Origin of the sequence: Eubacterium ventriosum, from assembly GCF_025150745.1 — a bacterium.
Lineage (GTDB): Bacteria > Bacillota > Clostridia > Lachnospirales > Lachnospiraceae > Eubacterium_G > Eubacterium_G ventriosum.
Genome location: NZ_CP102282.1, coordinates 1,351,714 through 1,366,925, shown reverse-complemented (window position 1 = coordinate 1,366,925; position 15,212 = coordinate 1,351,714). Strand labels below are relative to the sequence as shown.

General features: G+C 33.1%; 16 protein-coding genes. 2 read left to right on the top strand and 14 right to left on the bottom strand.

What is annotated here, in order from left to right; genetic code table 11:
- The 14 genes from NQ558_RS06180 to NQ558_RS06115 form a co-directional block, all read right to left on the bottom strand.
- A complete protein-coding gene (locus tag NQ558_RS06180) occupies window positions 1–2,766 on the bottom strand; it encodes a hypothetical protein (RefSeq protein WP_005363554.1) in 2,766 nt (921 codons plus the stop codon).
- Window positions 2,756–3,100, bottom strand: a complete 345-nt coding sequence (locus tag NQ558_RS06175; RefSeq protein WP_005363550.1) for a hypothetical protein — start codon at window positions 3,098–3,100, stop codon at window positions 2,756–2,758. The genes NQ558_RS06180 and NQ558_RS06175 overlap by 11 nt, the downstream gene beginning before the upstream one ends.
- A 22-nt stretch (window positions 3,101–3,122) precedes the next feature.
- Window positions 3,123–3,527, bottom strand: coding sequence for a DUF5011/hyalin repeat domain-containing protein (locus NQ558_RS06170; protein WP_040447320.1), 405 nt, complete (start codon window positions 3,525–3,527; stop codon window positions 3,123–3,125).
- 2 nt (window positions 3,528–3,529) lie between these two features.
- Window positions 3,530–3,670, bottom strand: coding sequence for a hypothetical protein (locus NQ558_RS06165; protein WP_156775005.1), 141 nt, complete (start codon window positions 3,668–3,670; stop codon window positions 3,530–3,532).
- A gap of 161 nt (window positions 3,671–3,831) precedes the next feature.
- On the bottom strand, window positions 3,832–5,127 hold the full coding sequence (locus NQ558_RS06160; RefSeq protein ID WP_005363548.1) for a hypothetical protein: 1,296 nt from the start codon (window positions 5,125–5,127) through the stop codon (window positions 3,832–3,834).
- Window positions 5,124–6,143, bottom strand: a complete 1,020-nt coding sequence (locus NQ558_RS06155; RefSeq protein WP_040447318.1) for an ATPase, T2SS/T4P/T4SS family — start codon at window positions 6,141–6,143, stop codon at window positions 5,124–5,126. The genes NQ558_RS06160 and NQ558_RS06155 overlap by 4 nt, the downstream gene beginning before the upstream one ends.
- 58 nt (window positions 6,144–6,201) lie before the next feature.
- Window positions 6,202–6,387, bottom strand: a complete 186-nt coding sequence (locus NQ558_RS06150) for a hypothetical protein (RefSeq protein WP_005363545.1) — start codon at window positions 6,385–6,387, stop codon at window positions 6,202–6,204.
- Between the two features lie 512 nt (window positions 6,388–6,899).
- Complete coding sequence (locus NQ558_RS06145) at window positions 6,900–7,649, bottom strand: DeoR/GlpR family DNA-binding transcription regulator (RefSeq protein WP_005363544.1); 750 nt, start codon at window positions 7,647–7,649, stop codon at window positions 6,900–6,902.
- A 76-nt stretch (window positions 7,650–7,725) separates the two neighbouring features.
- Entirely contained in the window at window positions 7,726–9,639 is a 1,914-nt protein-coding gene (locus NQ558_RS06140; RefSeq protein WP_040447316.1) for a PTS fructose transporter subunit IIABC, read from the bottom strand.
- Between the two features lie 124 nt (window positions 9,640–9,763).
- Window positions 9,764–10,675, bottom strand: coding sequence for a 1-phosphofructokinase (pfkB, locus tag NQ558_RS06135; RefSeq protein ID WP_005363542.1), 912 nt, complete (start codon window positions 10,673–10,675; stop codon window positions 9,764–9,766).
- Window positions 10,676–10,999: 324 nt separating this feature from the next.
- Complete coding sequence (locus NQ558_RS06130) at window positions 11,000–11,770, bottom strand: SDR family NAD(P)-dependent oxidoreductase (RefSeq protein WP_005363540.1); 771 nt, start codon at window positions 11,768–11,770, stop codon at window positions 11,000–11,002.
- A 22-nt stretch (window positions 11,771–11,792) separates the two neighbouring features.
- A complete protein-coding gene (srtB, locus tag NQ558_RS06125) occupies window positions 11,793–12,551 on the bottom strand; it encodes a class B sortase (protein ID WP_005363539.1) in 759 nt (252 codons plus the stop codon).
- An 863-nt stretch (window positions 12,552–13,414) separates the two neighbouring features.
- Entirely contained in the window at window positions 13,415–13,813 is a 399-nt protein-coding gene (locus NQ558_RS06120; RefSeq protein WP_005363537.1) for a hypothetical protein, read from the bottom strand.
- Window positions 13,806–14,294: an RNA polymerase sigma factor gene (locus NQ558_RS06115; protein WP_005363536.1), complete on the bottom strand. Its 489-nt coding sequence runs from the start codon at window positions 14,292–14,294 to the stop codon at window positions 13,806–13,808. The genes NQ558_RS06120 and NQ558_RS06115 overlap by 8 nt, the downstream gene beginning before the upstream one ends.
- A gap of 186 nt (window positions 14,295–14,480) precedes the next feature.
- Here NQ558_RS06115 and NQ558_RS06110 point away from each other — a divergent pair, with 186 nt between their 5' ends.
- Both NQ558_RS06110 and NQ558_RS06105 read left to right on the top strand, forming a co-directional pair.
- The gene (locus tag NQ558_RS06110) at window positions 14,481–14,663 is read left to right on the top strand and encodes a hypothetical protein (RefSeq protein ID WP_005363535.1); all 183 of its coding nucleotides are present in this window, start codon (window positions 14,481–14,483) and stop codon (window positions 14,661–14,663) included.
- A 30-nt stretch (window positions 14,664–14,693) separates the two neighbouring features.
- Complete coding sequence (locus tag NQ558_RS06105; RefSeq protein ID WP_005363533.1) at window positions 14,694–14,963, top strand: spore coat protein; 270 nt, start codon at window positions 14,694–14,696, stop codon at window positions 14,961–14,963.
- Window positions 14,964–15,212 lie beyond the last annotated feature (249 nt).

The following is a 15,212-nucleotide window of genomic DNA, read 5'->3' as shown; positions in this document are numbered from 1 at the left end:
CTACCATTCCTTTGTAATATTTTTATTAAGACTATTGGTTATTCTATAGCCTTTTCCTTTTACAGTCTTTCTTATCTGCTCAATTTCATCACTTGTATACGCAACTTTGAGCATTGGATTTGAATCTTTTAACGCATTAGTTAACCTTGTATTCAAAGTCTCATTTCGCTTTTTATTCCATTTTGAAGTATCTGATAATGTATAAATATATTTACTGCTTATAAATCTTACAGAACCAATAGCTGTTTCATTATCTAATACATAAATTTTAAACGTTGCTGTTGCATTTACACTTGCTGTTTCTGTTTCAGTGTATATCTTTATTTTATATACACTAACCTTTGACGTATTAATGTACTTTTCAGGAACAAGGTTTGATCCCGTCGCTAATAAATTGTTGTCTTTGTAATTACCTTTACTGCCACTGTCACTTTTATTGCTACTGTTATTGTTTTTACTATCACTTTTATTGTCAGTACTATCGCTCTTGTTACTGCTGCTGTCACTTTTATTACTAGCACTATCGCTCTTATTACTGCTGCTATCATTTTTATCGTTAGTACTATCGTTCTTGTTACTGCTGCTATCATTTTTATCGTCACTACTATCATTATTGACAAGATTATCACTGGTTCGGGTTATTTCTATTATTCTAACATAATACTCATTTCCGTTATCAACATCGTCAGTTACTGTAACTTTTTTCAGCAATTCTTCTCTATTTATAACTATGCCTTGTCCTTTAAAATAATATCTGTCCTTAGCATTTATATATATTTCCTTAGGTGGACGTTTCTTCCACTGAGCATATAGAACTCTTGATTCATTGGCATAAAAATAAGCTCCCGCTGAAATTCTTGTTCCTCTTCCATCTTTTGAGTAATTCCAATGTTTTTTAGTATCAATTATATATTTTTCTCTTTTAGGACCTTCACTGCTTAATTTAATATTTTCATTCCAAAATTTTACTTGATCTGAAGGCATATTTTTAACTTCATCAGTTGTATTTGAATCATATTTTATTAAGTATTTTTCACTTATAATAATCCAATTTTTCCCGATGCCTGAAACATTTTCTCCCGTTCTTAGTAATTGTTGCGAACTTATTCCAACACAACTATATTTCTTTTGCACTTCTTTTCCTTCATATTCATCACTGGAAGTTCCTTTATAATACAGTTCTTTCTCGCCTGTTCCATTTTCATAATTTATATATACTAATTTTGTTCCATTACTTTTGTCTTCCGATTCTATTTTTGCAATACTTGAATAATTTTTATAAAGTTCACCTGTTACTTCTATATATTTTCCTTTTGGCAGGTAAACTACATTATTTTCAGCTATTCTTGCCGATTCATTAATTTTAAGCTGACCATTTACATATATTCCCGTTCCTGTAATACTGTCTAAGGTTTTATTGTCAGAAATTGTTCCCATATCATATTTTAACGTACCTCCTTCTGTTATATGGATTCCTGCTCCCCTGTCACCTGTAAAATTATGTTCTATTGAACAGTTTGATACATAAACCTTTCCATGGACAGATATACCTCCACCATATTTATGACAAGTATTGGATGTAATCCGGCTGTTTTGAATAATTGCATATTCTGTTCCTGTTCCCTGTATATTGTTTGGTGTCCAAATTCCACCACCTGACTCTGTACAAGTATTATTACTAATAGTCATATCTGACATATAAAGTTTTGACTGACCATTTTCTCCTGCTTCTCCACAGGCAATGCCTCCACCATGCTTACCTGAAGTATTATTTGTTATTGTCCCTCTTATAAATGTTGTTATTCCACCTGCATCTGTACCTGTTCCTCCGTTGCATCTTACTCCACCTCCGCTTCCTCCTGAAGTATTTTCAAATATTTCAGGTCCCGATGTTGACCTTCCTACAACAAGCGTCGCTCCATATCCTGAGAAAACTGCTCCGGCACTTTCACCTGATTTGTTATTATGTATCTTCCCTGAATAAATAACACACAAACTATCTGCATCTTTTGAAAAAATCGCTCCACCTTCTTCTAATGCTTCGCAATTCCAAATTTCCGAATCTTCTATACTTAGTGTTCCTTTTTGTGAATTATGTATTGCCCCACCTTCGGTTACAGATACACAATCATGTATTTTTGTATCTCCATATACTTTTAAAGTTCCTTTTATATTTTTAATTGCTCCACCATTGTATCCTTTACATCTGCCAATTTCACAATTAATCTGCGTATCTCCATATGTCATAATTGGAGCTCCGGATTTTTTTTCGTTGTTAAATGTGTTTATCAAACGTGCAAATCTTTCTATATAAAGCCGTCCGCCTGGTTCTACATTTATCCAGCCTGACATATTTGCATTTCCTAAATCCTTCCAACTTCCATCTAATGTAAGCATATTTCCACCTAATCCAAATATTACATATGAAGTATTTAATATTCTAAAACAATATCCCGGATTACTTTGATCATTAATGGAATCTTTTAAAGATGTACTACGTTTAATTGTTTTATCACCGTTTGTTGCATTTATAACAAAATAACCTGTTCTAACAGTTATTGTTTTCTTAATTTTTATATTAGATTTTAATGATATGTATACCCAATCGTTACTTCCTTTCTCATTAAGAATTGTTGTTAGTTCGTCTACATTTGACACTATGTAAGGATTACCCTTTGTGCCACCTCCCGTATATCCAAAGGCAACTCCACAGTAAAATAAACATATTATTGACGTTATGATTAATACTTTAATTTTATCTCGCATATCCTTCTATCACCGCCTGTTTTTTATTATCTTTGTTAAACATATTAAGAATTGGAAAGGTTACATTATAAGATAAAACAACAAGCTTACTTGGGTTGTCATTATACATTGTTACATCCTTTACTGATAATTGATAACCTTTGTTTTCCGCCTCGTTAATGCATTCTCTTATAACATCTTCGTTACAATAACTATCCTCAATTCTGTTAACTACCACGTTATAATAATCTCTTGCGTCAGCCACCTGATTTCCACTGGTAATCATAGATGATAATAACAGACATCCTAATGTAATGGTTATTGCCATAGCAAATAATTCTATTGCCAATCTCATATATTCCCCCTCTTTCTTATCTCTATTCCACTATAATATTTATGTACTTAGTACATGCCAGATTAAAATATGATATTACTGTACATCTTAATCTGTACACGCCCTTTTGGTTAACATCTACCTTTCCATATACTTTCACTTTATCGGTTATATTGCCTCCTCTGTAATCTCTTGCTCTTATGTAGTCCATATAATTAAAAGTGGTATCTCCATAATCTGCATATATAACCTCATCTGCTATTATTGTGGGATATTTGTATTCATTCTTTTCTATCTGATAACTGTTGTTCCTGCTAAGTTCTTTTTTGTAATCCGGAACTATATTAACAATGCCTCTGCTTATTACCGCTGTTATGGTCACTACCATAACCAGCCCTATTAATCCGTATATAATACTTTCTCCATGTTCTTCTAAAAATACTTCCACTACTATCCCCCTATTATTTTTGAAATCTCGTAAGCGTCCATATTTCCAACAGCTAAGATTACTGTCATTATTATTCCTAATAATGCTATGGTTACTATTCCGCTTACAATAACTCCACCATGTTCTGATATAAACTGTTCCATAATATCCCCCTTGTTTTTTTCTCATAAAACCTGTCTGCTATTTTGATTAATATATACTTATTAAACGGTTACCGATACAAATATTCCATAAAATCCCATTATTAATAGTACAAATATTATTCCGTATACCAGACACTGTCCTGCCTCTGATAATAATTCTTTCATTTCACCACCTCCGAAATTGAAGATGTAAACACTAAAATCATTAACAACATATCAACTATAATCTTTAATACTCCAAGAAACATTGGTATAACTGAATACATTGCCGCTATTCCGATTCGGTCTTTGTTTTTCATTTCTTCTGTCTGACCTGACAGCTTATTATTTCTATCTATTATTGCACCTATCTGCTTAGTTGACTGCTCTCTGCCCAATTCGTTTATTGAATAAAACATCTTTACTGATGATTTCACATCCGGTAAGTCAAACTCTTTTAAAACATTATCATATGGCTCAATTCCAACAGGATATCGTTCAAAATCAATTAATAATTTTCTCACCGGTCGTTTTAATATAAATGGTGTATCCTCATATGATCCTTCTATTGCTGACTGAACTGTATCATTTTGAAGATTAATAGCCACATCTCTTATCCAATCAGGAAAAATCTTGTATATTTCACGTTCCAGTCTTTTCTTTGCTTTTTTGTAATTTATTCTTTCCATAAAACTTAAATCTGATATATTATTGTACCCTTTTTCTACTAAGGCATAGTATTTTATAACCATATTGTCGGGCAAAGCCCTTTCTTCTTTTAACCAGTCAAAATTTAATCGTTTAGTTATTGCAAGATAAGTAAATATCATTGCCATTATTAATATCATTGAACATACCTGATATAATCCATGCTCGGTAAACTTGTAATCCTTAGGTATCAAATATGCCATAAATCCACAGGTTATCAGTGTTGATGCAATGGATATTAAAACATTTCGTCTTGTTCTATCCACATTTCTTATAAATGTTAAAGTCCTGTCACTCCAATTTTTTATATCCTCCAATAAAATATCTATATACGTTTCATAATTTCCACCATAATTTTCTATTTTTATAATAAATTTATGTAATGATTTAATTCTTCCACAGTTGTATTCTTTCTCAATTATTGCCAATGCGTCCTCATAAATATTCGCTGACTTGTTAGAATCAATATTTACTATTGCTTCCTCAATTACTTCTCTCATCTCTATGGAACTTACTTTTTGGGCATCTAATAATGCCATTCTAATCTTTGGTTGTTTCTTAAAAGAGTAAATCATTTGTTCCATATACAAAACTACATCATTATACTTGGCTAAATATTGCTTCTTTATTCTGTCCTGCTTCTCTAAAAAAACATTACATACTACTATTGTCAGAACACATATCAGCCCCGGTATAAGTTTAAGTCTGTACGCTAAACATATGACTGCCACCACGCTAACTCTCTTTAATAAATTTTTTATATTTTTCATTCTTCATTCTCCTTTAAAAAAGGATTCTTAATTCCCGCTAATTCAAATTTTCTCTTTATATCAAGAGGCAAATCTTTAGTTAATATCTTTCCATCCTCATATATCATTGTCTTTCCATTCTTCTCATCCTCTCTCGAAAGACAAATAACCTGTGCCACCTTTCTTTTTATCTTTTCTCCTTCTTTTACAACAGACCGTATCTGTACTCCAATGTCAATAAAAGAATACACATCATTTTCGTTAATTGTCTGTCCCATATTTCTTAAACGATCAGGGAGTTTGCTAACATCATCAAGATGCACTGTGGTCAGGCAATGTACGCCTGCAGAAATATTTTCCATTAGGAACCGGACCTCTTCGCCTCTTGCTTCTGCTAGCAAAACCCACGTAGGTAACTGTCTCTTACTTGCCTTTAATGCTTCTGAATATCCAAATGTATCGCTTATTTTAATTTCAACGCAATCTTTGCCTGGATTAATTGCTGAATATCTTAGTTCAAGGTTATCTTCTATGGTATATACTCTTTCATACGCTGGAATAAACTGGGTTAAATACTTTACATATTCTGTTTTTCCTACCCCCGGTAATCCCCCCACTACTACTGTACAATGAGCTCGTATGGCATTCTCCATAAAAGTATCTATATCCCCATTACAGTAATCATCTTTAACGATGCTGTCCCTGTTAATTCTTCTTACTGCTGGTGTCTTTCTGATACTTATGCTAATCCCCGTGTTTGTTACTGAGTCATGCAAAATTGATATTCTTAAATTATCCGTTTCTGCCTCAAGTAATGGGTTATTCTTATTAAACTGTACGTTCATTAAATTGCTTATTCTTGTATAAAACTGCTGAATAAAATTATCGTCTAATGTAAAGCCTTTAATTTTATACCTTCCCTTATTTAAATCATTAACCCATAATCCCTGACTCCAATTTATATCCGTAATATTCTCATCCAAAATAAATTTTAAAAGATTTCCATAAGCCTTATCTGGCAATGAAAGTTTCCTCATTCCTACTTCCCCCATCGTCTAATTAATCAATTATAAACACATCCAAATGTATACCTACCTACTGTCCTGCGGTAGGAATCTTTCCTGCAATGCTGTCAAATGTAACAGAAGTTGTGTAGCTTCCAACTACATCCTGTACTGCCTTGCTAATAACCGGGCCAATTGCATATGCAACGCCTACTAAAAGTAAGATACAAACTGCTATAAAAACAGTCTTACCATGTTCCTGCAAAAAAACGTCCATTGTATTTCTCCTTTCTTAACTTATTCCTAAGAACAAACATAAAATAAACAAATGAATTTATGACTGTCTAAGATAATACGACTTTTACGAAAATGTCACTTATACTGGCTTCATTTATTCATATATTACGTTGTGTTCTTTTGGTAAATCGATATTAGCACCTCATTTTTTTATTGTCAACACTTTATTTATGCTTTATTACATTTTGTTGTTAGTTGTTTATGTGATGTTTTTGTAAAAATTCAGTTTTTATGCAGTAAATCAAAGAAAAACTTTCCCAAAAAAGTTGCAAAATGTCACATGCTTTTTTCGACTTTTTTATCAAAACTTGGCTTGCAATTCTCAACTGGATTTTAATTAATGGAATTTTCAAAGAATTTTCTTATTAAGTCTCAAAAAAAAGACAGCCATAGCATATCAAGCTACAAACTGCCTTTCATTTATTTTTAATAATCTTTACCTTTTCAATTTTTTTAATTTCTGTTAATTATTTTATAACCATTCTATAAATTTTAATTTTCCCGAACAACTATTATATTTTCACATTCCATATAGCCTTCAGGTTTGCTTTCTGTTATTATTATTGCTCTGCCAAACTGCTGGAATGTTACCGGGCTTATTTTGTCAAATTTTGACTGATCAGCCAAAACATAGCATTCTTTACACTGCTCCATTGCCTTATTTTTTACAAGTGCTTCACTTGTATCAGGAGTTGTAAAACCTGCTTTTTTCGTTAAACCATTTGTTCCAAAAAAACCTTTCGAAAAGTGAAATTTTTTAAGAGATGCTGCTGCATATCCTCCAACAAGAGCTTCTGTTGAACCTTTTAATTCTCCCTCAATAAGAATAACTTTGTTTCCCTGCAACGCAAGTTTTTTTGCGTGAGTTACTGCATTAGTTACAAAAACAGATTTGCTGTTATTTAAGTAACCTAACATATAGCCTGTTGTTGTTCCTGCGTCTATATATACAAAGTCTCCCTGTTCAACCAGACTTGCAGCATATTCTGCAATAATGCTTTTTTCATCTTTATTCTTTTCAACTCTCTGATCAACCGATGGTTCTTCAGTGATTACTGTTTCTTCAAGAGCGATTGCACCACCGAAAACTTTTGTCAACTTCCCTGCATTATGCAATGCAATAATATCACGTCTAATAGTTGATTCTGATACATTAAGAACTTCTTTTGCTTCAGTTACTGTAATGCTTTTCTTCTTATTTACCAACTCTAATAATAATTTATGCCTTTGTTCTGTTAACATTTTTCCTCCGTGATGGATAAATAATCCACAAAAGCAGTGCCCAAGGTTAATTTTGAGCACTGCAAATATTTTTAATTTAAGCTACTTTTTTCTTTAATGCTCCAAGTAATACTGCTGAAACAATTGTGCCCGCAACTAATGCTACAAAGTACATTAATCCGTTTCCAACTACAGGGAACACGAAGATTCCACCATGAGGTGCCATCAATGTACAATTAAATACCATTGATAATGCTCCTGCTAAGCCTGAACCGATAATACATGCAGGTAATACATGTAATGGATCTGATGCTGCAAAAGGAATTGCACCTTCTGTAATGAATGCAAGTCCCATAATAAAGTTTGTTGGTCCTGCTTCTCTTTCTTCTTTTGTAAATTTATCTTTAAATAATAATGTTGCAAGTGCGATTGCGCAAGGTGGAACCATACCACCAATCATAACTGTTGCCATAATGTCGTAGTTGCCTGCTGCAATCTGTGCAACACCGAAAACGTATGCTGCCTTATTGAATGGGCCACCCATGTCGATTGACATCATTCCACCTAAAATCAAACCAAGTAATATCTTACTTGAACCTGCCATTCCTTCAAGTCCACTGTTAACTCCTGTATTAATTCCACCCATAATAGGTTCAACTACATAAGTCATAAATATTCCGATAATCAAAATTCCAAGTACAGGATAAATAAGTACCGGTGCGATTTTTTCAAGTGCGTCAGGAAGCTTGTCGCATAATTTTCTTAAACCGATTATTAAATAACCTGCGACGAAACCTGCAACTAATGCTCCAAGGAAACCTGACTTACCGTTTGCTGCAATCATACCACCTACAAAACCAACTGCAAGTGCCGGTCTGTCTGCTATTGCCATTGCTATATAACCTGCAAGAACAGGAAGCATAAAGCCAAATGCTGTACCACCAATGCTCTTAAACATTGCTGCCATAGGTGTAATTGTACCAAAATTACTTCTCTGATCAGCAGGAAGTGAATTAATATCAACATTTAAACCATCAATAAGAAATGCTATTGCAATAAGTATACCACCGCCAACTACGAATGGAAGCATGTGTGATACACCGTTCATAAGCTGTGTATAAATCTGATGTCCGATACCTTTGCCGGATTTACTAACTTCTGTATTACTGCTACTTTCAGAGCCTGGTTTGTAAATAGGTGCATTGCCTGCAATTGCTCTGTCTATAAGCTGGTCTGCCTTACTGATTCCATCTGAAACCTGACATTCAATAACTTTCTTTCCGGCAAATCTGTCCATTGGGACCTTAGCATCTGCTGCAACTATAATACAATCTGCCTCTTCAATTTCTTTAGCTGTAAGAACATTCTTAGCTCCACCTGAACCTCTTGTTTCAACTTTTATAAAGCATCCCTTAGCCTTAGCTGCTGTTTCAAGACCTTCTGCTGCCATGTATGTGTGGGCAATTCCTGTAGGACATGATGTAACTGCCAAAATTTTTGTTGAATTTTCTTTTGATTCACCTGTGTCTGCCAATCTTTCATCAATACTCTTCTTTTCATCATCGGCCTGATCAATAATTTCCAGAAATTCTTCAACGCTTCCTGCATTTCTTAATGAGTCTGAGAAATTCTGATCCATCATCATAACCGATAACTTACTTAAAACACTTAAATGTACATTATCTTCTGTGTTAGGTGCTGCAATTAAGAAAAGTAATGTTACCGGTGCATCATCTAATGCCTCAAAGTCAACTCCATTCTTAACTACCATTGCTGCAAGTCCCGGCTTGTCAACTGCATCACATTTTCCGTGAGGAATACCAATTCCAAGTCCTATACCTGTTGTACTTTCTTCCTCTCTTGCATAAACCTGCTTACGATAAGCTTCCTTGTCATTAATTTTCCCACTAGCACACATTAAATCAACTAACTGATCTAAGGCTTCACTTTTTGTCTTAGGTGTAGCTGTAAGGGAAATACTTCTTGGATCAAGTAAATCTGTAATTCTCATAATAGCCTCCATTTCCGTAATTAATCTTTCTTCATTAATTACATATTTTTTATTTTAATTTTTAATTAAATTCTGTTAGTTATTATTTTTTGTCCATTATTTTATAATAATTATTTTTCTTTTATTATTTTCCCATAACCTGATTGTAAACATTTATAATTTCTTCTTTTGTTGCAAGATTTTCTGAAAAAGCGCTTGCACTTCCTGATGCAACACCCATATGGAAAGCATATTCGTAATCCTGTTTTTCGATCCAACCTGCCACAAAACCTGCAACCATTGAATCTCCTGCGCCTACGCCATTAATAAGTTTTCCTTTTGGTGCAGGTGCATCAAATACCTGGCCATCTTCTGCAATAAGAACTGCCCCTTCTCCTGCCATAGAAACAAGAACGTTTCTGGCTCCTTTTTCCTGAAGCTTTCTTCCATAAGGAATAACTTCTTCTCTTGTTGTAAGCTTAACATCAAATATTTCGCCTAATTCGTGATTGTTAGGTTTAATGAGAAATGGATGGTACTCTAAAACATTTAAAAGTAAATCCTTTGTTGCATCAACAACAATCATCACTCCTCTGTCTTTTAAATCTGCCATTATGTCTCTATAAATATTGTCGCTCATAGATGAAGGAATACTTCCTGCAAGAACAAGTACATCTCCTTCTTTAAGCTGATTAAGCTTGTCCATTAACTCGTTAACCTTTTCTTCACTAATGTCAGGTCCTGCTCCGTTAATCTCTGTTCCGTCAATAGATTTAAGTTTAAGATTAATTCTTGAGATTCCATTTTCAATAGAAATAAAATCAGATTTAATTCCCATGTCATTTAATCTCTTAACGATTTCATTTCCCGTAAAACCTGCCACAAAACCAAGGGCTGTACTTTCAAGTCCTAAGTTCTTTAAAACTGTTGATACGTTAGTTCCTTTACCTCCCGGTAAAATTAATTCAGAACTTGTACGATTGGTAAGTCCTAATTTAAAATCATCTACCGACACAATGTAATCAAGTGATGGATTAAATGTTACTGTATAAATCATTTAATGTTCCTCCTTGTATGATATTTTGTATGATATTTTGTATGTTATTTTCTGTAATAGTTCTTTCTGTTGTTGATATAATTTTATCTTCAAGCTCATTCAAAGTCAATCATTATCATTCATTTCATTCAAGAAATTTATGACGGATTTTCACTTAGTTAGTGCAATTTTCTAATTTTCGCTTATTTTATAATACAAAATTAGGAGTCGCATAAATTGCAACTCCCGCTTTTATTATAAACATACTTTATTTTATTATTCCTGTTGATATTCACCATTATTTTTAATTTATACTTCTTCAAATTACAAATTTATACTCTGATTTTATGAATTTTCAGTCTTCTTCTTTTGCTGTTTTGCAACTATTTTCATCAAAATATTTGAAGGCAATAATTTTTGTCCCATAACTGCAAGCTTCATTTTAAGTGATGGCACTATAATTACCTGCTTCTTTTTCATTCCGTGAATTGCTTCTTTTACACAAAATCTTGGTGTAATTCCTCTTAAAGCAAAAATTACATCTGCATTTTCATTAAATTCCGTATCAACCGGTCCCGGACAAAGTGCCCCAACATAAATATTGCTTCCCTGCTCTTTTAATTCTTCGGCAACAGCCTTTGTAATGCTTACTACATAAGATTTTGTAGCATAATATGTTGCCATATAAGGTCCTGCCGGAAGAAGCCCTGCTGATGAAGCCACATTTAAAATTATTCCATAGCCCTGCTTCTTCATCTTTATAACCATCTTCTTAAACAAAATATGCATAGCCTTAATGTTAACATTTATCATAGAGACTTCTTTTCCTAAATCAGTTTCATCAAACTTTCCGCAAGTTCCAAAACCTGCATTGTTAATAAAAACATCAACCGGCTCATCTGCTATATTTTCAAAAAACTGATAGCATTCGCCCTCTCTTGATAAATCCGCAACAATAATCTTGCACGGAGTTCCAAGCTCTTCTCTTAATTTTTCAAGGCGTTCCTTTCTTCTTGCTGTCAAAATAAGCCTACACCCCATTTTAGAAAAAGCTCTTGCAAACTCCATTCCTATACCTGAACTTGCACCTGTTATTACAACTGTTTTCTGTTTCATAAATCCTCCTGTCCGTTATCTGTCATTGATTTTGCTTTTTTTTACACACTACTACCATTCGACTATTATCGCTGGCCTTCTCGCAAGTTGAAAGTGTTAATAATTTATCTTTCTTTTTAATCTTCTCACCTGTGTCATACAACTTTCTCTGTTCTAAATTTGACACATATTCATTAAATTCATCCTTGCTGTTCCAATTTATTTTTTCATAATATTTAAAAGAATCCTTCTTATTCACTTCCGTAACAAAAGCATACACAACCTTGTATGTCCCCTCTTCCGTCAACGTATCAAACTGTACTTCTTTATGACTTTCATAAAACTCCTTGTCTTTATACTTATTCAAATCTGCAAACATAGTTCCATTCTTCATGTTATGACCATAAATAATCACATTATCAGAATTGGGATTAATGCCACACCCCTCTCCTACAAAAGGCGTCCCATAGATGGAAGACTTCTTATTGAAATTTCTCTTTAAATAATATGAATAATCATCCTTAGTCTGCATAACCGGATAATCAATATTCGTATTCTTAATCTTAATCCAGCCCACTAAGTCATTATTCTTCTCGTATACTTTCTTATACTTCTTTAATATTTCAAAATCATTATATTGAATCTTCTCATCTTCATACTCACTTTCAACAAGCTTCTCCACATTATTGAAATTCTGCTTCTCATCATATGAAGTATAAAAATAATCTACAATTTTATATCCGGAAAAAACAAGTCCCACAAGCAGGACAAACATAATCAATCTGCTTTTTAAATTTTTCATATTACACCTTCAAATCTTTTTATTATTCTAACATACTTAGGGGAAAGATTTCAAAATTTTTTTCTAGGAGTACCTTTCTCATTTTTATTTTTCTTTAAACCAACAAAAACTTTACTCTATTTTCTAGGCCTGCAATTTGGTCATTTAAATTTAGCTTGAACTTGACATAAACTTTCTCCAGCTGAACTCAACCTAAACTTGCCCTGGGTCTTCCCTGAACTCAATTTAAACTTGCTGGATTTCAATCTGAACTTACCTGTTCTCTAGTATAATTAGGATGATTTTAGCAATTATGGATTCTGAGGAATTTTTGTTGTGAGAATCCGTAAAACTAGTCGAATGGACAAGCTTTACTCCTACATTTACGGATTTTACAGAGTTTCGGTTCGCTAATTCCGTAATAGCCATGAATTACGTGTGTATATAGTATTTCTGCCCAATGACACGTAATTTTCATTCGAACATCAATGTTTTTTCAACAATTTACGTGTCACACAACATTTCTTCCATACGACACGTAATTTCTACCGAAACAGCAATAATTCTTCAATAATTTACTTGTCACACAACATTTCTTCCATACGACACGTAATTTCTACCGAAACAGCATGAATTCTTCAATAATTTACTTGTCACACAGCATTTCTTTCATATGACACGTAATTCCTTCCGAAACAGCATGAATTCTTCAATAATTTACTTGCCACACAGCGTTTCTTTCATATGACACGTAATTCCTTCCGAAACAGCATGAATTCTTCAATAATTTACTTGCCACACAGCGTTTCTTTCATATGACACGTAATTCCTTCCGAAACAGCAATGGGCTGCCGCTAATGCGACAGCCCATTTAGATAATGTTATTATTTATTACTATCTTTCTCTCTGATTTCTACTTCAACATCACCATCTTTGCTTGTATCGGTATTAACTTTAAGATTGTTTTTGTCCAGATTTTCCTCATGTTCTTCAACCTCAACCTCTGTATCATCGTTAACTTTATATTTCTTAGTCTTAACAAAATCATTATCCTGACTCTTCTCTATAACATTTGAAATATGGCTTGTTAAGTCTTTCCCCGTTGCCGCATATGACACAATGTTGAATGCAAAAAATGAAAGCACCAATGTTGCAAAAACAACTGCGTATTTTAATCTGAATTTTTTTATTTTTTTGTTATTATTATTCATACTTTTCACCTTTCTTAAGCACTGGTCTGAAATATTTATTTCATCCATTGCTTCCTTATATAAATTATTCATTTAACCAATCCTCCTTTACAATTTCCCTTAAAGCATTTCTTGCTCTCATTAATCTGGTTTGAACTGTCGTTTCTTTTATTCTAAGTATTTCGGAAATTTCTTTAACCGAATACCCTTCATAATAATAAAGCTGCACCACTATTCTGTTTTTCTCTTTTAGTTTCATGACAGCTCCCAGCAAAACAGCTTTCTCATCAGATTTGTCCCTTGTATTAATAATTGGTTCTGAGTCCTCCAATGGAACAATTCGTTTTCGCCAAAATGATGTATTCATATTTTTCGATTCGTTAATTGCCACCCTTATAAGCCATCTTTTAACATGCTCATCATCCTTAAATTTTTCTTTTGATTTAAGCAATTTAATAAATACATTCTGCACAATGTCTTCTGCATCCGACCTGTTATTACAATAGGAAACTGCAATTTTGTACACGTTGTTTGCATACATATTTACTAAATCAGCGTACCTGTTTGTATCCATTGTTTTCCTCCCGTGTTACTCTGAAAGATCTTTCTATCTATAAAACAATTCAAAAAGCAAATATATCACATTTTTATTTATTTTTTTGAAAAATCATATTCTACCCTTTTCCATATTTTTCAAAGCATTATTTTCAGGCTTTATATTAATACTAATTAGGAAAAATAATTTAGGAGGATTTTTATAATGGATTTATCAGAAAAAGAACTTTCAGTTATTCAGGATTTATTAACTGAAGAGGAGTTGTTGGTCAAAAAGTTTCAGATGCTTGCTGAGCATAGTCAGGACGAAACAATAAAACAGCAAATGCTTGATATTTCACAGAAACATCAGGGACACTTTAACTCAATTTATTCTTATGTAAAGTAATTTGATTTTTGAAAATCAGGAGGTTTAACTATGAATGAAGTATATACAGAAAAAGAAATTTTAGGCGACGCTCTTAATTCAGAAAAGAACGCGACTACACTTTATAACCTTGGAGCTAACGAATGTGTTCACGATAATCTTCGCGAAACAATGTTAGACTTACTTGCCAAGGAACATGATATCCAGGTTGATGTTTTTAATCAGATGCATACAATGGGCTACTATCCTACACCTGCCGCTGAAGCAAAAAAAGTGCAGGAGGCAAAAACAAAATTTGAATGTGGATTTAAGGCTGTGTAAATATACAAGTTGAATTCAAGTAACAAATAAGTAATTCCCCCATAGAAGCAAGTTTATGCATACTATGGGGGTAAATTCCAAGCTTTATTCTCATTGAAACGCGATTTTTTCAATTCACTTTCCTTCCCTTCTCTCGCATTTTCTCTATTTTGTAAGTAAAAACAGTTCAAAAGTTGTAGTTGGATATTGATTGTAACATTGTGCTTATTGTTATGTGACGTGAAATGCCACAACATTTGGCTGTTGGGG

Excerpts from the sequence above, each read along its gene's own strand:
- NQ558_RS06165 (WP_156775005.1), bottom strand. The coding sequence starts at position 3,670 with ATGGAACAGTTTATATCAGAACATGGTGGAGTTATTGTAAGCGGAATA.
- NQ558_RS06160 (WP_005363548.1), bottom strand. The coding sequence starts at position 5,127 with ATGAAAAATATAAAAAATTTATTAAAGAGAGTTAGCGTGGTGGCAGTC.
- NQ558_RS06180 (WP_005363554.1), bottom strand. The coding sequence starts at position 2,766 with ATGCGAGATAAAATTAAAGTATTAATCATAACGTCAATAATATGTTTA.
- srtB (WP_005363539.1), bottom strand. The coding sequence starts at position 12,551 with ATGAAAAATTTAAAAAGCAGATTGATTATGTTTGTCCTGCTTGTGGGA.
- NQ558_RS06105 (WP_005363533.1), top strand. The coding sequence starts at position 14,694 with ATGAATGAAGTATATACAGAAAAAGAAATTTTAGGCGACGCTCTTAAT.
- NQ558_RS06150 (WP_005363545.1), bottom strand. The coding sequence starts at position 6,387 with ATGGACGTTTTTTTGCAGGAACATGGTAAGACTGTTTTTATAGCAGTT.
- NQ558_RS06145 (WP_005363544.1), bottom strand. The coding sequence starts at position 7,649 with ATGTTAACAGAACAAAGGCATAAATTATTATTAGAGTTGGTAAATAAG.
- pfkB (WP_005363542.1), bottom strand. The coding sequence starts at position 10,675 with ATGATTTATACAGTAACATTTAATCCATCACTTGATTACATTGTGTCG.
- NQ558_RS06175 (WP_005363550.1), bottom strand. The coding sequence starts at position 3,100 with ATGAGATTGGCAATAGAATTATTTGCTATGGCAATAACCATTACATTA.
- NQ558_RS06155 (WP_040447318.1), bottom strand. The coding sequence starts at position 6,143 with ATGAGGAAACTTTCATTGCCAGATAAGGCTTATGGAAATCTTTTAAAA.
- NQ558_RS06140 (WP_040447316.1), bottom strand. The coding sequence starts at position 9,639 with ATGAGAATTACAGATTTACTTGATCCAAGAAGTATTTCCCTTACAGCT.
- NQ558_RS06110 (WP_005363535.1), top strand. The coding sequence starts at position 14,481 with ATGGATTTATCAGAAAAAGAACTTTCAGTTATTCAGGATTTATTAACT.
- NQ558_RS06115 (WP_005363536.1), bottom strand. The coding sequence starts at position 14,294 with ATGGATACAAACAGGTACGCTGATTTAGTAAATATGTATGCAAACAAC.
- NQ558_RS06130 (WP_005363540.1), bottom strand. The coding sequence starts at position 11,770 with ATGAAACAGAAAACAGTTGTAATAACAGGTGCAAGTTCAGGTATAGGA.
- NQ558_RS06120 (WP_005363537.1), bottom strand. The coding sequence starts at position 13,813 with ATGAATAATTTATATAAGGAAGCAATGGATGAAATAAATATTTCAGAC.